This window comes from Enterococcus sp. 2G9_DIV0600 (assembly GCF_002140615.1).
GTDB classification, from domain to species: domain Bacteria; phylum Bacillota; class Bacilli; order Lactobacillales; family Enterococcaceae; genus Enterococcus_D; species Enterococcus_D innesii.
This window is the reverse complement of record NZ_NGLL01000001.1, coordinates 2,671,943-2,691,245: the sequence shown is the minus strand read 5'-3', so window position 1 is coordinate 2,691,245 and position 19,303 is coordinate 2,671,943. Positions and strand designations below refer to the sequence as shown.

Genomic DNA, 19,303 nt, shown 5'->3' with positions numbered 1-19,303 from the left:
TGAAAAGGTAAAATCTCATACTTATAGTCTTGGTATACAGTCAAAAAGAAATGGAGAAATGTCTATGGGACTTTTACATTTGCTTTATGTAATATTGTATTCAATTATAGTAATTAGCTTACTTATTTCCTATGATTTATTTGGGGAGCGTCAATAATTTTGTGTAAATGATTCTTCCCTACTGCAGATTGTTTCTAATTCTCAATCAGTTGGCTTAGCATTTGTTCGAGCTCGCCTTCGGCCAGTTGGAAACCTTTATGACTGCGACCTAGGAATTTTTGGTTGTGAGTATCAAAAGACGAGACTAAGAAACGTTCCATCGACTCTTCATTTTGGAACTGTTCCTTGCGGTGGCTGTATTTCTTGATTTGCTTATTAAAGGATTCAATCAAGTTCGTAGAGTAAATAGTCTTGCGTATGGCTAATGGGAAATCATAGAAAGTGAGCAAGTGATCGTTCGAAAGAATCGATTCAACCACTTTTGGATAGCTGGTTTTCCATTTTTCCGCAAAAGCACCACGTGCTTCCAACGCCACCTCTTTAGATGAGGCTTGATACACCATTTTAAAATCATCACAGACTTCCTTACGATCATCGACACGCACTTTGTGACTGATATTACGGGAAACGTGTACACAACAATGTTGAAAACGAGCTTTGGGATAGAACCGACTAATCGCTCCTACCATCCCCTTTAAGCCATCCGTGATGAACAGGAGGACATTTTTCAAACCGCGCTCTTGAAGGTCCAATAAAATTTCCTCCCAAATCGTGATGGATTCAGTCGGTGCAATCGCATAGCTCAATACTTCCTTTGATCCGTCCGGGCGAATGCCAACTGCGATATGAATAGCTTCCTTGGCGACGGTTTTCCGCTTTAACGGAATATACGTTGCGTCCATATAAATAGCAGAATAACGGTCATGAAGCTCCCGCCCTTTAAACGCCGTTACCTCTTCTGTAAATGATTTTGTTATATTGGACATGGTTTGGGGCGTGTAGTGATGCCCATACATTTTCTCAATCAAGTCTGCGATTTCCGACATGGTAATACCTTTTCGGAAGAGGTGAATGACGGTCTCCTCTAACGTGTCATTCATCCGTCTATAAGCAGGAACAGTCTGTTGCTTGAACTCACCATTGCGGTCGCGCGGAATCTAGAGATGAAGTTCCCCATACTCGGTCTTGACCGTACGGTCATAGGAGCCGTTACGAGAATTACCCGTGTTAAAACCAATGCGATCATACTTTTCGTAATCTAGGAAAGCCGTTAACTCCGTTTTGAGAAGCGTATTGACTGCTTTCTCCAAATGGACACGGAATAATTCATTCAAATCGCCTTTGTTCGCTAGAGTCTTTAGAATTTCTGTAGTAAAATCATTCATAGGGAAGTCCTCTCTTCTGTGAATGTGTTGTGGTAACTCTATTCTACAGAAGGGACTTCCTTTTTTCTATTTACACAAAATATTTTACACTCTCAGATTTTCCACCAACACTAAATATTATAGAACCTAAAAAATTAAAGTATTTTACCCGTGGTGCTAGTTAATTTTTTCCTAGAGGAAAATGTCTAAACATGTTGGTAAATCAACAAAAAAACGCATATAGTAGTCTCAAAACTCCCAAGAAATGAGGACTACATATGCGTTCATCAAAATATACTGAACATTATACAGATACTTTTATAACATTCAAGGAAATTATGAGAACTGTTTCTAACATATACCACAATTGTGTACCAGATAAGATTAAAAACCGAAGAAATACTGATCAACTGAAGCAACGCGATACAGTGATTATTGCTTGTGTTATATGGGGCATAATTAATGGCTATACTAGCCAAAGAGCCACGTATAGAGCGGTTTGTTCCGTCTTATTTCCTAATGGTGACTTTCCTAGTAGGAGTCGATTCACTCGCTTAAGTTCAAACTTAGCTTACACTATCAAGATTATTCGATACTTTTTCATCAAGAAGCTCACCAAAAGTGAACTAGTCGGAATTATAGATAGTTTTCCTAGTCCATTATGTAAACCAGTTAGAAATAGACAAGCAAAACTATTGAATCAAATAGCCAAAATTGGCTATAACTCAACAAAAAATCTTATTTTTATGGTCTTAAAATTCATATGATCGTTACTAAGACTGGCTTTCCGATTACTTACTCAATCACGAATCCAGGTGTCCATGACGTGAAAGTGTTAGAGACTTTATCGGAAGAAGCGAATCTTCCCAATATCCTAGGGGACAAAGGATATATTAGCCATAAAATCCATGAAAAGCTTGCCCTTAAGGGCATTACTATATCCGTTCCGCCACGTAAAAACATGAATAAATCATAAAAACTAGACCACAGCTTACTTGGAAAACAAAGAAAAACAGTTGAGACTGTTTTTTCTTCCTTAGAAAAATTAGGTTGTCAAAATTTCAACTCACGTTCTGTTAAAGGGCTAAAGAGTAGATTTGAAAGCATATTACTGGCTTACAGTGTTCTATTAAGTCGAGCACAACGACGTTTTGAAGGAACTTTGAGATATTCTTTAGGATATTAAAATTAACTAGCACCACGGGTGATTTATAGTATACTATGTCAAAAGGAGGAGTTAGATGAACAATCAAATCACACTAGCGTATTTAGATTATGATGATCTAGATGCTTTACAAGTTGTAAGTGTTGTCAGTTTTTATGAATCGTTTATCGATGGCGCAGATCCACTTGATATGCAAGGATATTTACAGACACAATTGACAACTGAAATATTGGCAGTAGAATTGGCACAGTCAACCAGTAAATTTATTGGTATTAAGGATCATCAAATACTCATTGGTTATATGAAAGTCAATGATGAAAAAGATGCTATAGAGATTCAACGGCTCTATCTGCTCAAAGATTATCAAAACAAAGGGTTAGGGCAACGGTTACTCGATGAAGCGAATCGTTATGCTAAAACGAAACAAAAACGTTATTTACGTTTGACTGTTTATGAAAAAAATCATGCAGGTATTCGTTTTTATGAACGTCATGGATTTAAAAAAATCGGGATCAAACATTTTCCTTTAGGAAAACAAGATCGTATTTGTCCGATTTTAGAAAAAGAAATCTAAAAAAACGTCCTCACTTTTGATGCTGAGGACGTTTTTTTAGACTGGTAATGGAACCATAATTCGCTTTCCTTTTTGATAAATCGCTAATTCCGTCACACCTTTTGCTTTTAACAGAGCAAAAAGATCATCGAAATGGAAACGGAAATGTTCAAGGTAATGCCTATCTGATCCAACACTAAACAAGGTACCACCACGTGAAAGATATAAATCGATGACATATTCATATAACGCTAAATTGCCATACAAGTAAGCGCTCTTAGCATTTAATTCGAATGCCAATTTATTTTTGATTACTTGATCTAGAATCGGTAAAAACTGCGCTTCATATTGTTTAAATTCAGCAACGGATAGACCAAATACCCGAAAACCATAGTCAAAATGAGCAAAGACATCTGCTTCTATAACAACTAGTGCTTCTGAAAGTTGTGCAAAATACTGAGGAATCACAATAGCAGGATCCATATCTTTGACTTCGTCATCTAAATAATCAAATTGACCATTATGATGCACACTGAGTAATTTTAAATCGTAATCTTTATCGGCTAAATAGTCGATGATCCGATCCTTTTCAGAAGCGATGTAACCGATTTCGATGCCTTTTAAAACACGATTGCCAAAACGCTTATTTAAGCTATCGATTGTTTGACTGTACATTTCATAATCGGGGATATCATCGACTTTATTAACAGGATTGGCTAAGTCAAAATGTTCAGTTGTCACGACGTAACCATCGTAGTTTGTTAAATAGTCCTCATTTCTTGGGAGTTTTGAGACTACTATATGCGTTTTTTTGTTGATTTACCAACATGTTTAGACATTTTCCTCTAGGAAAAAATTAACTAGCACCACGGGTAGTATTTTATATTCTTATATTAAAAAGAAAGATGCCGTTTGCATCTTTCTTTTTTTAGTTAAAAGGGAGAATTTATAAAATTAATGAAGTTTTAGTAATGAATCTATTGAAAAATTTTTTTCCATTAGTAATATTGTCTAATAATCAGAATATTCAGAAAAAGGAGGGGCAATATGTCGGAATTTTTTCAGTGGAAATTAGTTTGGGAATATTTTCCAAAGGTTTTAAGTGCTTTGCCGGTTACGTTGATGATAGTAGCAGTGGCGTCGATTACAGGATTGCTTTTAGGGATTTTACTTGCATTTATTCGTGTCGAAAAAGTGCCATTTCTGAGTCAACTGGCGGCAGTCTTCGTTTCATTTATTCGAGGCACACCGATATTGGTTCAACTGTATGTTGTGTATTATGGTGTACCCGCCTTATTACAAATGATTCAAATCGATGTTTCCTCATGGAATAAAATTATTTTCATCTATATCACCTACGGATTAAATACTGCTGCCTTTCAGTCTGAAACTTTCCGGGCTGCGATTCTAAGTGTACCGGTCACACAGAAGGAAGCGAGTATTGCTTGCGGATTGACGAAAACACAAATGTATCGACAAGTGATTTTACCGCAAGTTGTCCGTGTCGTATTACCTGCATTTGGTACAACTACGATTGCACTGCTGCAAGACACATCGCTGGCTTTTACCATTGGGGTAGTGGATGTTGTCGGCAAAGCGCGAGCGATAGGCGCAGTGACCTTCCATACACTTGAAGGCTATGTCGGTGCGGCGATCTTGTTTATTACCTTAAGCTTCCTCTTAGAACGTGTTTTCACCGGTCTGGAACGTCGGATGAGTTTTTCGAAAACAAAACAACAAACAGCAAAAGTACCACTGATATCATGGACCAAAAAACAGCAAAAAATCAAAACAACATAGGAAAATTTTGGGTAGAGGGAAAGGGAGGAATTCAAATGAAAAAAACGATTTTAGGTGCAATTACATTGGTGACACTTTTGGTTTTAGGGGCTTGCGGAAGCAGTTCTGCCGACACTGCAAGCAGTGGAGCAAGTGATGCAACAGAAATCAAGGTGGGTACTGGGAATGAAGCATTGCCATATGCTTATTTAGACGAAAATGGTGAATATGATGGCTATGATGTCGCCGTCGTTAAAGCAATCGACGAAAAATTACTTGATTATACCTTTACCTTTGAAGGAGCGGATTTCCCAACGACGTTATCAAATTTAGAAAGCAATAAAGTCCAGATGGCTGCCTATGAATATGAAGTCAATGATGAACGGAAAGAAAAATTCGTCTATGGGGATGTTGGGTATGTGGTCTGGGATACGTATATTGTCTCTGATCCAGATGCCGGTACGGTCTACGATAGCTTCGAAGATTTAGCAGGAAAAAAAGTCTATGTGACGACTGCTACTAACCAAGCAGCAATGGCTGAGGCTTATCTGGCAGAAAATCCCGATGCTTTTGAATTGGTTTATGGGGAATACAACAACGAGCAAATCGTACAAGCAGTCACTTCAGGTGCGGTCGATGCAACGTTAGCACCAGAATATCAAGTCGATAATTGGAACAATTCATTTAGTGAAAATCTAGAGATCGGCAGCGAACCAGTCCACAACTCAGATGCCTACTTATTGTTCAACAAAGAAGCTGACCAAGACTTTATTGATGCGGTCAATACAGCATTAGAGGAATTGAAAGCAGATGGAACGATCAAAGAATTATCAGAAAAATATCTAGATGGGGATTACGTCCCAGAATAGGGAGGAATAGCGATGAGTTTTCAATTGTCTATTATGATCGAAGCGCTGAAAACAGCAAGTCATTATATTGGTACGACGCTTTTTATGGCGTTGACCGCACTAGTCATTGGCGCGGTGGTTGGGTTGATCATCGCCTTGATTCGTCTGTATAGGATCAAGATCCTCGCACCAGTGCTGCAAGTGATTGTCACGGTCTTAAAAGGGGTCCCAGTGGTTTTAGTGATTTTAGCGTTATATCTTATTTCTGCTAAACAGTTTGATATTTGGGCGGAGTCGATGCATTGGACTTTGCGATTTAAAGATTTCAACATGGTTTGGATAGCGATCGCCGCCTTGAGTTTAATGTCTGCTATCAATAGCAGCGAGATTTTCAGGGGCGCATTTGCGGCAGTCAAAAAAGGGCAGTTCGATGCAGCCAAATCGATCGGCATGACGAACTTACAAGTCATCCGTCGTGTGCTGCTCCCGCAAGCCTGGCCGATTTCATTGCCCATGTTCAGTAATTTGCTGATCTCGTTGGTTAAAGCGTCGGCCTTAGCTTCCATGGTCAGTGTTGTCGATGTTTTTGCGGCAGCTAAAATCACGGCCCAGCAAAATTATCGGTTTTTAGAAGCGTATGTGGCTGTTGCGATCATTTATTGGCTGATTAGTTTGGTCATCGAAAAAGGGGCACAATTACTGGAAAATCGGCTGTTGCGCAAACTAAGGAGGGCCGCATTATGATGAAAGTAACGGATATCCATAAGCGATTCGGCAAACAAGAAGTGTTAAAAGGGATTGATCTTGATGTCGCTAAAGGCGAAGTAGTCGTCTTATTGGGGCCTTCCGGTTCGGGAAAAACGACCTTCTTGCGTTGTCTCAATTTTTTGGAACGAGCAGATCAAGGTGTGATTCAATTGGGAGAAACCACCACCACATTGCACAAAGCAAGTAAAAAAGAAATATTGACCCATCAACGGCAAACAGCGATGGTTTTCCAAAATTATGCCTTGTTTCAAAATAAAACAGCCAAAGAAAATATCATGATGCCATTGATCGTGACCAAAAAACAAAGCAAAGAAGCTGCCCTGCGAACAGCAGAGGCTTTGTTGGATCAAGTCGGTTTGTCTGAACGACAAGATTTTTATCCTAGCCAACTGTCAGGTGGACAACAACAGCGTATCGGGATCGCCCGTGCGTTGGCGTTGAATCCTAAGGTCATCTTGTTTGATGAACCTACCTCGGCATTGGACCCGGAACTAGTGGGACAGACATTGGCGCTGCTCAGAGAAATTGCGGAAGCCGGTGCGACCATGGTATTGGTGACCCATGAAATGAAATTCGCGTATGAAGTAGCAGACAAAGTCGTTTTCATGGAGAATGGACATATTGTTGAACAAGGCACACCGCAACAAGTATTCGAGGAAACCAAAGAAGAACGAACCAAAGCCTTTTTAGCCCGCTTTACCACACAGCTGGCCGGCTAACAACTATGCAGGGAGGAAATAGAATGGCCTATCAATTCGCACAACGTATCATGACATTAGAAGCATCTCCATTAAGAGAGAATGCAAAAAAAAATATGGAGTCTGCAGCAGCTATTTCCTTTGCTTACGGATTTCCACCGACAGAAGCATTTCCAATGGCTACATTGAAAGAGATCTCGCAAAAATTATATAACGAAGCGGACCCAGAGTCTTTCTTGCAGTATGGGGCATCAGAGGGGTATCCGCGCTTACGGACCTTGATCAAAGAACGTTTGCGTCAATTGTCAAATATCGATAACGAAGAGGAGGTGCTGGTGGTTTCGGGATCGACCCAAGCCATGGATTTGGCGGTAAAAGTCTTTTGTAATGAAGGCGATGTGGTGTTATGCGAGGAGCAAACATTTTCCGGTGCGGTGAATGCTATCAAAGGATATGGGGCGATACCAGTGCCGGTACCGATGGATCTTGCAGCAGAATCAATGGATCTTGACGCTTTAGAAACAATCCTCAAAACAGACGCAAGAGTGAAAATGTTGTATCTGATCCCCACTTTCCAAAACCCTTTAGGCACATCAATGCCATTGGAAAAACGTAAAGCCATTTATGCATTGGCATGTCAATATGATGTGCTGATTTTTGAAGACGATCCTTACGGTGAGTTGTTGTATGAAGGTACACCGATCCCTAAGATGAAAACATTAGATACCGAAGGACGAATCATTTATGCGGGATCTTTTTCAAAAATTTTGGCACCCAGCAGCCGGATTGGTTTTATGATGGCTGCTGGTCCTGCAATGGAAAAATTGATTTTGGCCAAGCAATCCGCCGATTCCCACACCAATTTTTATTGGCAAGTGGTATTGGCCGAATATATGGATCATCATGATTTCGAAGGTCATGTGGCCCAATTGACCTTGTTGTATCAAGAGAAATATGCCCGCATGCTGCAAGCATTACAGGCACTGCCAACGGATAAGCTTACCTTTATCAAACCAACAGGCGGCTATTTTATCACCTGTTTCCTATCGACTGAGATGGACGCAGAGCGGTTCTATGATTACCTTGATGAGGCGAAAGTTGCGGTCATTCCAGGCAACATCATGAGTGTTGCGGGAAAAGGCTATGAGCATTCATTTCGGCTGAATTTTACGAAGCCGACATTGGCACAGATCGATCAAGGGATCGCTTTATTAGGTGATGCGTTGGAATACGCTATGCCGCCAGCATATGAAGGGGTCATTTAGGAGGTGTTGCCAATGAAATTGATTTATTACGGGGTAAGTGAAGAGGAAATTGCTTATATCGAACGGTGGCAATTTATCCACAAAACACCAGTGACGATCGTAATGGAGGGCTTGTCTTGGGAGAATATCCATTTGGCAGCAGGGCACGACGGCATCTGTTTGTATCCTAGTCTGGCTATGCAGCAAGATGAGTCCCTGTACCAACGCTTGCATATTTTAGGGATGAAGCAGTTATCGATCAAATCAACGGGGGTCGACGGTGTTCGTTTTGACTGGGCGCAAAAGCATCAGTTGACGGTCACCAATGTCCCTTCTTATAGCCCAACATCGGTGGGCCATTACACTGTGATGTCGATCTTGATGGCTTTACGCAATATTCCAGCAATGATCAAAGGAAAACTTGATCGACGGTCTGTGATTGGTCGGGAGCTACAAGACGTAACAGTCGGTTTGTTAGGCACTGGTCGAATCGGTGCTCTAGTCGCAGAAGCGATTTATCATATGGGGGGACATGTGATTGCCACTAGTAGGAGTGAAAATCCTCGGTTGAAGGGGATTGTCGAATATGTGTCCTTTGAGACCTTGATTGCTGCATCGGACGTCTTGTCGATCCATATCCCGCTGACAAAAGCATCAGAAGGGCTATTTTCGGCCTCTGTTTTTGCACAGATGAAGCCTGGCAGTTGTCTGGTCAATACGGCACGTGGGGGAATCGTTGATACGGATGCGTTGATTGCCGCACTCGCGCAAGGGCGTTTGTCTGGTGCTGTATTAGACGCTATCGCCAATGAAGAACGGTATTTTTCAGTTGGGTGGGATCAAAATCCTTATTATCAACAGCTGAATCAACTGCCAAATGTGCTTTTGACCCCGCATATTGCGTATTATACCCAATTGGCTGTACAAGAAATTGCAGAAACAGCTTTGAACAATGCAAGAGATATTTTGCTAGAAGGACAATCTGCCAATACGATCGCGCTTTGAGCGATAGAAAAGAAAGGGTGGGAGTATGCTGCAAGCAGAAATCAAAGGATTGAAGAAGTCTTTCGATAAACAAGTCATCTTAAAAAATGTTGGCTTACAAATTGAACGTGGGGAAGTTGTATGCATCATTGGTCCTAGCGGCTCTGGAAAAACGACCTTTTTGCGTTGCTTGAATTTGTTGGAGCAGCCTGATGCGGGGAGTTATTCTATCGGTGACTTCCAGTATGATCTCGCACATATTGGCAAAACCCAACGATTGGAGATCGCCCGCAAAACAGCGATGGTCTTTCAATCCTATGAGCTGTTCAGCCACATGAATGTGTTGCAAAATGTGGCGGAAGGACTACGCACACCACGGCGTTTCCCAAAAAAACTGGCAGAAAAAGCAGCGTTATCTGCCTTAGAAAAAGTGGGTTTGGCAGATAAAGCTATGATGTATCCTAGTCAACTGTCTGGCGGACAGCAACAACGTGTAGGTATCGCCAGAGCGATGGCTTTGACGCCAGAATTATTACTGTTTGATGAACCAACTTCAGCGCTCGATCCAGAACTTGTCGGTGATGTCCTAAATGTCATGAAGCAACTGGCTGATAGTGGGCAAACGATGATCATCGTGACGCATGAAATGCAATTTGCACAAGAAGTCGCGGATAAAGTGATATTCATGGCGGATGGTGTGGTGGTAGAAGCGGGAACACCAGAAGAAATTTTTGAGGATCCGCAAGAAGAACGTACACAGCAATTTTTGACACAAGTACGTTTTCAATTAGCTGTATAGAAGCGAGGCACAATATGGAAAAGGTGAACAGCTCTAGTCGGCTTTGGTCGAAAGATTTTTACTTAGTGATGGTGGTCACGGCACTAGCAATGACAGCCATCACGACCCAAATGGGGACCATGCCGTTATATGTTGCTTCTTTAGGTGGTTCTAAAGCAGTATCTGGCGCCATTGTAGGTGTCTTGGGTCTATCTGCTTTGTTTTGCCGTTTGCCAATCGGTGTGGCATTGGATCGATATGGACGCAAAGTCTTGCTTTGTATGGGATTAGCCATTCTGTTGATTGATTTTAGTTTATTGAATCTGCTGCAGGGGCTATTGATGCTTTTTTGTCTGCGCATCTTGCAAGGGGTGGGCAATAGTTTGCAAGCGACAGCAGCAGCGACGATGGCAGTTGATACGATTCCTGAAGGCAAATTAGCAGTCGGATTGGGGGATTTCAGTATCGCCCAGGCTGTGCCGAGTGCCATCGGCCCGTTGATAGGACTTGCTGTTGTAGAAAATTATGGATTTCCTGTACTTTTTCGGATGGCTGTCTTGTTGAGCGGAACAGCTTTTTTGTTGAGTTTCTTTTTGAAAGAACAGCCCTTTTCACGGAGGAATACGCACTCTGGCGAAGCGAAATCATCGTTACGAGAACTGCTTCGCATCAAAGCGGTTGTGTTTCCTAGCGGTATCCTTTTTTTGATATGCTTTGCCAATTCTGGCGTGGTGGCGTTTATTGCACAATATGCCCTTGAACGTGAGATTATCGGCGCAGGCTATTATTTTACGGTCATGTCGATCATGACGGTCACAACACGGGTCGTATTTCCACGTTTGCTCGCCAAAATCCAAACGGCTACATTGATTTATGGCAGTTTATTATTGATTTTGGTTTCTTTTTGTCTGTTGCCATTTACGACACAGCTCAGCGGCTTGCTTCTGGCCGCGAGTTGTTATGGTGTCGGTTATGCCGGCTTATTGCCTGTGATGAATACGATTGTATTAGAATCGGTGTCTGAGGCGCAGCGAGGGCAAGGGACAGCGGTATTTTCAGCAGCCTTAGATGTAGCTTATGGAGGTGGGGCTTTTTTGTGGGGAATCATCGCCAGTCTTTTTGGCTTTGACATGATGTTTTTTGGGTGTGGTCTGTTTGCTTGTGGGGCGATGATTGTTTATCGCTATTTCCAATTATCTCAGCGTTGATGTTAGGAAATTTAACATACGATGTAATCTGCAACTTGCGCTTCTGTTGTTTTCTCGATAAACTGAGAGAATAATGAGAACGGGGGATGATTATGGATAACTTAGACCGCAAGATACTGAACATCATGCAGCAAAATGCCCGAGTCACTGTCAAACAGATCGCAGAGCAATGCTTTATTTCATCGCCATCTGTTTCTGTGCGGGTACAAAACCTTGAAACCCTTGGGTATATCCGTTCTTATCAGGCACTGATCGACTACCAAAAACTTGGTTATCTGATCAAAGCGTATGTCCATTGCGCAGTGAATGCCAAAGATAAAGAAGCCTTCTATGCCTATATCGCAGACATCCCAAATGTGATCGAGTGTGACTGTATCACTGGAGATTATTCTATGCTCTTGAAGGTTTATTTTAGTGATACGGTCGTCTTGGATCGGTTTATCACAGATTTGCAATTTTATGGGGATACCAAAACCCACATTGTATTTTCAACGAATGTCGGACCACGAGGGTTGCAAGTGCCAGTCGATGACCAGTGACCCCTGTATATAAAAAAAGCGTGCCTGTCTATGTGAGATAAGCGCGCTTTTTGGGTTTTCAGAATTGATATCCTCGAGAGGGAACTGGCGTCGAGAAAACGATTTGGGTGTTGGTTCGACCGAATTTTTGCAAGTCATTGATAAAGCTGTCCAATGATTTCGTAGAAGGGAAAACGACTTTGATTAACATTGAATAAGGGCCGGTGACACAATCACATTCCAACACATTGGGGATCGCCTGTATGAAAGGATAGAAACTTGCTTTTTGCTGTGGTTCGATCGACAGGTGGATAAATGCTTTGATCGGCAAGCCGGCTTGTTCATAGTCAATCGTCGCTTGATAATACAACAATTGCTCGGTTTCTTCTAAATGTTTTATTCGTTGGGAAACAGCAGGTGCAGTGATGAATAACGCTTCACTTAACTTTTTGATCGATAACCGACCATTTTGCTGCAACAGATTCAACAACTTTTTATCTAGTTCATCCAAATACTTTCCTCTTTTCTGTTTTTGTACTGTTTCTCTTTGTTTTTCAAAGTGAAAGGAATCAATTTCAAGGATTAACAAAGAGGTGGCTGAAAAGGCTCGTGTCTTTTTCTCTTATGTGATATTTTATCACATATAATACAAAAAGGGGCGTTTAAATCATGATGAGGATCGAATCAGATACAATTGGCAGTCTACCTATATACGAGGGGGCTTATTATGGTATTCATAGTTATCGCGCAAAAGAAAATTTTGCTTTCACTGATCAAAAAGTTGATCTGACGATGATCAAACAAGTAGCACGTATCAAAGCCGCAGCTGCGCTAGCCAATCAACAATCTGGCACGCTATCCAAAGAAAAAGCACAAATCATTGTGACTGCTGCGGAAGAAATCATCATGGGCAAGTGGGATGAAGAATTTATTGTTGATACATTTCAGGGGGGAGCAGGAACATCCACCAACATGAATGTGAATGAAGTGATCGCCAATCGCGGGTTAGAATTGATGGGGCATAAGAAAGGGGAATATCAATATCTTCATCCCTTAGACGATGTCAATCAAAGCCAATCCACCAATGATGTCTATCCTAGTGCTGGGAAACTGGCTTTGCTTGTATATATTGAACAATTGGCTGAAGCGCTGGTACAGTTGATTGACAGATGGCATATGAAAGCGAAAGAATTTCAGCACGTGGCAAAAATGGGGCGAACCCAACTGCAAGAGGCGGTGCCAATGACAGTAGGGGAAAGTTTCGCTGCATATGCCCACAGTTTGACGCGTTGCCGTGAACGGCTGCACCACTTATCGGCAGAACTATTGACCTTAAATATGGGTGGGACAGCCATTGGGACAGGTCTTAATGCGTCCTATCGCTATCAAGAATACCTCTATCAAGAATTGAACCGACGTTTTCCAAGACCTTTACGGCCAGCGAATGACCTGATTGATAGTACACAGCATACCGACAGTTTCGCCTCGATTTCAGGTGGATTAAAAACGATTGCCATCACATTGAACAAAAGCGCCAATGATCTGCGTCTCTTAGCCAGCGGTCCGCGAACTGGTTTTCATGAACTCAACTTGCCAGCAAGACAAGCAGGCTCATCGATCATGCCGGGCAAAGTCAATCCAGTCATTCCAGAAGTTATCAGTCAAATTGCATTTCAAGTGATTGGAAATGACGGTGCCATCACCTTTGCGGCAGCTTCCGGAGAATTGGAATTGAATGCTTTTGAGCCGGTGATGTTCCATAATTTATTTGAATCATGTCAACTGTTGACCAAAGCGTGTCAAATTTTTGCCGATAAATGTGTGGCAGGTATTACCGTCAATGAAACAGCTTGTTCGAAAGCTGTAAATAACAGTACAGGGACTATTACAGCCCTTTCACCGCAAATTGGTTATGAAAAAGCCACTGCTTTTGTCAAAGAAGCATTGGAAAAAAATTGTTCCATCGAGGAGCTATTAAAGCAAGAAGAATTCTTGCGGACAGAAACTTATCAGTAAGGAAAAACTGAAATATCCATATACCTAAAAGCCTAAAAGCATAAAAAAATAAAAAACTTATCTGTAGTAGGGATTTGTGTCTGGTAAAAGACACTCAATCTCGCTGAGGATAAGTTTTTTAGATTTTTGTCAATGAGTCAAACAAAAGTATGGTAATCCATCTTAAAATTTATATAGACAGAATGATATTCAGTTTAACTCAGGAGAGTGTAAAATATTTTGTGTAAATAGAAAAAAGGAAGTCCCTTCTGTAGAATAGAGTTACCACAACACATTCACAGAAGAGAGGACTTCCCTATGAACGATTTTACTACAGAAATTCTAAAGACTCTAGCGAACAAAGGCGATTTGAATGAATTATTCCGTGTCCATTTGGAGAAAGCAGTCAATACGCTTCTCAAAACGGAGTTAACGGCTTTCCTAGATTACGAAAAGTATGATCGCATTGGTTTTAACACGGGTAATTCTCGTAACGGCTCCTATGACCGTACGGTCAAGACCGAGTATGGGGAACTTCATCTCCAGATTCCGCGCGACCGCAATGGTGAGTTCAAGCAACAGACTGTTCCTGCTTATAGACGGACGAATGACACGTTAGAGGAGACCGTCATTCACCTCTTCCGAAAAGGTATTACCATGTCGGAAATCGCAGACTTGATTGAGAAAATGTAGGGGCATCACTACACGCCCCAAACCATGTCCAATATAACAAAATCATTTACAGAAGAGGTAACGGCGTTTAAAGGGCGGGAGCTTCATGACCGTTATTCTGCTATTTATATGGACGCAACGTATATTCCGTTAAAGCGGAAAACCGTCGCCAAGGAAGCTATTCATATCGCAGTTGGCATTCGCCCGGACGGATCAAAGGAAGTATTGAGCTATGCGATTGCACCGACTGAATCCATCACGATTTGGGAGGAAATTTTATTGGACCTTCAAGAGCGCGGTTTGAAAAATGTCCTCCTGTTCATCACGGATGGCTTAAAGGGGATGGTAGGAGCGATTAGTCGGTTCTATCCCAAAGCTCGTTTTCAACATTGTTGTGTACACGTTTCCCGTAATATCAGTCACAAAGTGCGTGTCGATGATCGTAAGGAAGTCTGTGATGATTTTAAAATGGTGTATCAAGCCTCATCTAAAGAGGTGGCGTTGGAAGCACGTGGTGCTTTTGCGGAAAAATGGAAAACCAGCTATCCAAAAGTGGTTGAATCGATTCTTTCGAACGATCACTTGCTCACTTTCTATGATTTCCCCTTGGCCATACGCAAGAGTATTTATTCTACGAACTTGATTGAATCCTTTAATAAGCAAATCAAGAAATACAGCCACCGCAAGGAATAGTTCCAAAACGAAGAGTCGATGGAACGTTTCTTAGTCTCGTCTTTTGATACTTACAACCAAAAATTCCTAGGTCGCAGTCATAAAGGCTTTCAACAGGCCGAAGGCGAACTTGAACAAATGCTAAGCCAACTGATTGAGAATTAGAAACAATCTGCAGTAGGGAAGAATCATTTACACAAAATTATTGACGCTCCCCTCAAAATTCTTAATCTTGTTCTTTATTTATATTTAAAAATGAATACAAGATAACTTAATTTTGAAAACATTATAAATGAAAGCGCTATTGACAAATATAATTGTTAGATGGTAACATAATTAAGTAAACGTTTACGTTGTTTTTGGTTTTGTTTCTTCATTTTTTTTAGCATTTTAAGTAAACGGTTACGTAAAATTATTAAAAGGAGCAGAGTAAATGAAAAAGATGCATAAATTTTTAACAGGTTCAATTGTATTAGGTAGCATGTTTGCTCTCACCGCCTGCGACGGTGAAACAAACAAAGAAGCCAAAACCGATGCTGATGGAAATATTGTTATGACCATAGGTCAACAAACACAGCCCAACTCTAAACTTCCTGAAGGAGATTCTTACGCGGATAATGCTTACAGAAGACTGATTAAAGAAGAATTAGGGGTTAGTATTGAAAGTGCATTTGAGGCAAATGGCGATGATTTTACAAGACAAGTGTCACTTGCTATCGCTTCGGGTGATCTTCCAGACGTAATGGTTGTTAGTAGAGATGAAATGGAAGAATTGGCAGATAATGATTTAATTGCTGACTTGACCGATGTGTATGAGGAATATGCTAGTGATAACATCAAAAGTATTTACGAATCTTTTGACAATGTGCAAATTGATTCTGCAAAAATTGATGATCAATTAATGGGGCTTCCAGGCACCGCAAATGATTTCGGCCCAAATTTGGTTTGGCTTAGACAAGATTGGTTAGATGACCTAAATATCAAATTGGATGAAGATGGCAACCATGCAATTACGTTGGATGAGTTAGAAACTACAGCGAAAACATTTAAAGAAAAAGACGCAGGGGGAACAGGGAAAACACAAGGTTTAGCATTTGCCAATTGGCTAACTTCGGATAGCCATGGAGGGTCTGGATATACAGCAACAGCCATATTCAATTCCTTCAATTCTTACCCTAAAAATTATTTAGTTGGTGAAGATGGACAATTAGTCTATGGATCAAATACAGAAGAAACGAAAGAAAGTTTGAGTTATGTCAAACAGCTGTTTGATGAAGGTGTCTTAGATGATCAGTTTGGCACTAGAACCTACGACGATATCAATGCCATGATGATCAATGGAGAGCTTGGCATTATACCTGGACCATGGCATTTATCTGATTGGGCATTGGTTCAAGCCAAAACAGCCAATCCTGATGCCACATTTACGCCATATGCAATTGAGAGTAGTGATGGACAAGTAAATGGTGTGAGTAAGCCTGGTGTAGGTGGTTATGTTGTTGTAAGTAAAGATTTTTCTAATCCTGAATTAGTTGTAAAAATTATTAACTTGTTATTTGATGAAGTACCAAATTCAGCAGATATGGAAAAAGATTATCCTGAAATTTATGCCTATGCTCAACAAGCTGTAGATGGCTCAGTTCGACCAGTAAATATTGAAATGTTTAAAAATTTAAGTGAAATATCTGATGCAGTAGAAGCGTCTCAAGCGGCTGAAGGTGAGATAAATATTGATGATATTTCAAGCTTCACTGTAAAAAATAATGCGGAAAAGATCAAAGCCTATCTAGATGATCCAAGCAATGCAGATCCAACAGATTGGGCCGTTTATGCATCTAGATTATTGGCTGTAGATAATGTAATGAACAGTGTACGAGAAGAAAATATCTACAATGAAGTTACGCCATTTACGACATTTGAGACAATCAAAGCAAGTGAGCGCAATGGTGCCCAAATTTCGAAACTAGAAGAAGAGACCTTTATCAAGTTTGTCACAGGAGAAGAATCTTTAGATAATTTTTCTTCTTATGTAGACACGTGGAACAGTCAAGGAGGACAAGCAATTTTAGAAGAGATGCAAAAGCTCGCGGATAAATAAGCGTTTTTTTTAATAAAGGTAGAGCATTTGTTCATTACTACAAATGCTTTACTATTCTTATCAAGTAAGGAGAAAGTGTATGGACAAGCTGGCAGTAAAAAAGAAGAAATTGTTCTCTAAGGACCAATGGCTATTTATCGCAATGATTGCCCCAGGAATAATTTTTCTATTAATCTTCTCATATGCACCAATGTTTGGTCTCGTTATGGCATTTCAAGATTTTGTGCCCGCTCGCGGTTTCTTAGGCTCTGATTTTGTAGGATTAAATAATTTTATCTATATTTTCAATTTGCCAGATATTTGGCAAGTAACATACAATACGGTGTTTATCGCAGTAGGAAAAATTATCCTGAATACAATTATTCCAATTATTTTTGCCATATTGTTAAATGAAATTCGAATCAAATGGATGAAAAAAACAATGCAAACGATTGTGTATCTACCTTATTTTTTATCATGGGTAATCTTAGCTTCAGTCATTCTCAATTTATTTAATTTAGATGGTACGGTGAATCAAGTATTGCAAAATCTGGGCTTTGATCGAATCAACTTTTTGGGTAGCAATACGGTGTTTCCGCATTTGTTGATTTGGACAGACGTATGGAAAGGCTTTGGCTACAATTCCATTATTTTCTTAGCTGCGATTACATCTATTGATCCCGGTTTATATGAAGCAGCAACAATGGATGGCGCTAGCTGGTTTCAACGAGTGAAGCATGTCACGATTCCGGGCATGATGTCCTTTATTATTTTGATAACAATCTTGGCTTTGCCAGGTATTCTAAGTGCCGGATTTGATCAGGTGTACAACTTATATTCTCCGCCAGTTTATGCAAGTGGGGATGTACTAGATACCTATATTTATAGAATTGGATTAATCGGTCGTGATTATAGTTTAGGGGCTGCAGTAGGTCTTGTTCGATCAATCATCGGTTTAATTTTGATTTATGTATCGAATAAAGCTGCCGAAAAAGCAACCAATCGCGTGATGTTTTAATTCGCTGAAGGGAGAAAAAAATGAAGGAAAAATTTGGTATTCGTCAATTTGTGATCTATGTAATTGTTATTCTATTAACCCTATCTTGTTTAGTCCCTTTATTAAACGTATTGTCCCTTTCATTAAGTAGTTCTCAAGCGGCTGCAGGAAATCAAGTTGGGCTTTGGCCAGTTGATTTCACGTGGGCAGCGTACGAAAGAATCATTAATGATACACAGTTTTGGCGGTCATTTGGCATTTCTGTTTTTCGAGTATTTGTTGCGTTGATTTTGAATTTAGTCATGATTGTTACCTTAGCCTATCCGTTATCCAAATCAAAAAAAGTGTTTCGGACAAGAAGATTCTTTATGGGTTTAATGGTGTTTGCGATGTTGTTTAACGGTGGGATGATTCCAACGTATTTGATTGTTCGCAATCTGGGGTTAATCAACAGCGTTTGGTCGTTAATATTACCTGGAGCTGTGCCTATAGGTAGTGTCATTTTGGTGATGAACTTTTTCCGTGGTGTTCCTAAATCACTTGAAGAGTCTGCGTTGCTAGATGGAGCAAATGCATTTGATGTGTTGCGCAAAATCTATATTCCAATATCTTTGCCTTCGCTAGCAACTGTATCTTTATTTAGTATTGTTGGCAGTTGGAATGATTTCTTTGGTGGCTTAATTTATATGACAAAAATTGAAAATTACCCGTTAATGACGTATATTCAATCGCTATCTGTCAATATTGCAGAAACCTTGCAAAATGCTAGTGGTATGACGTCAGAGCAGTTGCAAAGCCTATTGGCTGTGTCGGATCGTAATTTGAATGCAGCCAAAATTATTGTTGCAATTGTCCCATTGTTAGTTATTTATCCATTTTTACAGAAATACTTTGTCCAAGGAATTGTCGTTGGCGCTGTAAAAGAATAATATGAAGCATAATACGGGGATGAAAAAACAAATCAATGGCTTGAACTAAGAACG

The 19,303-nt window shown here is 40.4% G+C and carries 16 protein-coding genes and 3 pseudogenes; 16 read left to right on the top strand and 3 right to left on the bottom strand.

Annotated features, from left to right (window positions below):
- Positions 1-194: 194 nt before the first annotated feature.
- A pseudogene (locus A5870_RS12900) lies at positions 195-1,385 on the bottom strand (IS256 family transposase).
- Positions 1,386-1,642: 257 nt separating this feature from the next.
- On the opposite strand from A5870_RS12900, the pseudogene A5870_RS12895 reads away from it, so the two are divergent.
- Positions 1,643-2,550: pseudogene (locus A5870_RS12895) on the top strand (IS982 family transposase).
- A gap of 55 nt (positions 2,551-2,605) precedes the next feature.
- Positions 2,606-3,103 carry a GNAT family N-acetyltransferase gene (locus A5870_RS12890; RefSeq protein WP_002295755.1) on the top strand — a complete coding sequence of 166 codons (498 nt, stop codon included), beginning with the start codon at positions 2,606-2,608 and terminating at the stop codon, positions 3,101-3,103.
- A 36-nt stretch (positions 3,104-3,139) separates the two neighbouring features.
- Here the strand turns inward: A5870_RS12890 and A5870_RS12885 are convergent, their stop codons facing one another.
- A complete protein-coding gene (locus A5870_RS12885; protein WP_086293228.1) occupies positions 3,140-3,823 on the bottom strand; it encodes a PHP domain-containing protein in 684 nt (227 codons plus the stop codon).
- 306 nt (positions 3,824-4,129) lie between these two features.
- On the opposite strand from A5870_RS12885, the gene A5870_RS12880 reads away from it, so the two are divergent.
- The 9 genes from A5870_RS12880 (at position 4,130) to A5870_RS12840 (ending at position 11,928) form a co-directional block, all read left to right on the top strand.
- Positions 4,130-4,882, top strand: coding sequence for an amino acid ABC transporter permease (locus A5870_RS12880; protein ID WP_086293226.1), 753 nt, complete (start codon positions 4,130-4,132; stop codon positions 4,880-4,882).
- Between the two features lie 35 nt (positions 4,883-4,917).
- Positions 4,918-5,730 carry a transporter substrate-binding domain-containing protein gene (locus A5870_RS12875; protein ID WP_074536903.1) on the top strand — a complete coding sequence of 271 codons (813 nt, stop codon included), beginning with the start codon at positions 4,918-4,920 and terminating at the stop codon, positions 5,728-5,730.
- A gap of 12 nt (positions 5,731-5,742) precedes the next feature.
- A complete protein-coding gene (locus A5870_RS12870) occupies positions 5,743-6,453 on the top strand; it encodes an amino acid ABC transporter permease (RefSeq protein WP_021150492.1) in 711 nt (236 codons plus the stop codon).
- Positions 6,450-7,196, top strand: a complete 747-nt coding sequence (locus A5870_RS12865) for an amino acid ABC transporter ATP-binding protein (protein WP_054114517.1) — start codon at positions 6,450-6,452, stop codon at positions 7,194-7,196. The genes A5870_RS12870 and A5870_RS12865 overlap by 4 nt, the downstream gene beginning before the upstream one ends.
- Positions 7,197-7,219: 23 nt before the next feature.
- A complete protein-coding gene (locus A5870_RS12860) occupies positions 7,220-8,440 on the top strand; it encodes an aminotransferase-like domain-containing protein (protein ID WP_005470347.1) in 1,221 nt (406 codons plus the stop codon).
- Between the two features lie 12 nt (positions 8,441-8,452).
- Positions 8,453-9,424: an NAD(P)-dependent oxidoreductase gene (locus A5870_RS12855; protein ID WP_005470349.1), complete on the top strand. Its 972-nt coding sequence runs from the start codon at positions 8,453-8,455 to the stop codon at positions 9,422-9,424.
- A 25-nt stretch (positions 9,425-9,449) separates the two neighbouring features.
- A complete protein-coding gene (locus A5870_RS12850) occupies positions 9,450-10,202 on the top strand; it encodes an amino acid ABC transporter ATP-binding protein (RefSeq protein ID WP_021150487.1) in 753 nt (250 codons plus the stop codon).
- Between the two features lie 14 nt (positions 10,203-10,216).
- Complete coding sequence (locus A5870_RS12845) at positions 10,217-11,389, top strand: MFS transporter (RefSeq protein WP_086293224.1); 1,173 nt, start codon at positions 10,217-10,219, stop codon at positions 11,387-11,389.
- 92 nt (positions 11,390-11,481) lie between these two features.
- Positions 11,482-11,928 (top strand): Lrp/AsnC family transcriptional regulator, encoded by a 447-nt coding sequence (locus tag A5870_RS12840; protein WP_005470356.1) that lies wholly within the window; start codon positions 11,482-11,484, stop codon positions 11,926-11,928.
- A 58-nt stretch (positions 11,929-11,986) separates the two neighbouring features.
- Here A5870_RS12840 and A5870_RS12835 read toward each other — a convergent pair whose 3' ends face one another.
- Positions 11,987-12,418: an Lrp/AsnC family transcriptional regulator gene (locus A5870_RS12835; protein WP_003125427.1), complete on the bottom strand. Its 432-nt coding sequence runs from the start codon at positions 12,416-12,418 to the stop codon at positions 11,987-11,989.
- 158 nt (positions 12,419-12,576) lie between these two features.
- On the opposite strand from A5870_RS12835, the gene A5870_RS12830 reads away from it, so the two are divergent.
- The 5 genes and pseudogenes from A5870_RS12830 (at position 12,577) to A5870_RS12810 (ending at position 19,249) form a co-directional block, all read left to right on the top strand.
- Positions 12,577-13,923 (top strand): aspartate ammonia-lyase, encoded by a 1,347-nt coding sequence (locus A5870_RS12830; protein WP_086293222.1) that lies wholly within the window; start codon positions 12,577-12,579, stop codon positions 13,921-13,923.
- A gap of 297 nt (positions 13,924-14,220) precedes the next feature.
- Positions 14,221-15,411: pseudogene (locus tag A5870_RS12825) on the top strand (IS256-like element ISLgar5 family transposase).
- A gap of 268 nt (positions 15,412-15,679) precedes the next feature.
- A complete protein-coding gene (locus A5870_RS12820; protein ID WP_086293220.1) occupies positions 15,680-17,344 on the top strand; it encodes an extracellular solute-binding protein in 1,665 nt (554 codons plus the stop codon).
- Between the two features lie 79 nt (positions 17,345-17,423).
- Entirely contained in the window at positions 17,424-18,341 is a 918-nt protein-coding gene (locus A5870_RS12815; protein WP_086293217.1) for an ABC transporter permease, read from the top strand.
- A 20-nt stretch (positions 18,342-18,361) separates the two neighbouring features.
- Positions 18,362-19,249, top strand: a complete 888-nt coding sequence (locus tag A5870_RS12810) for a carbohydrate ABC transporter permease (protein ID WP_086293215.1) — start codon at positions 18,362-18,364, stop codon at positions 19,247-19,249.
- Positions 19,250-19,303: the final 54 nt, after the last annotated feature.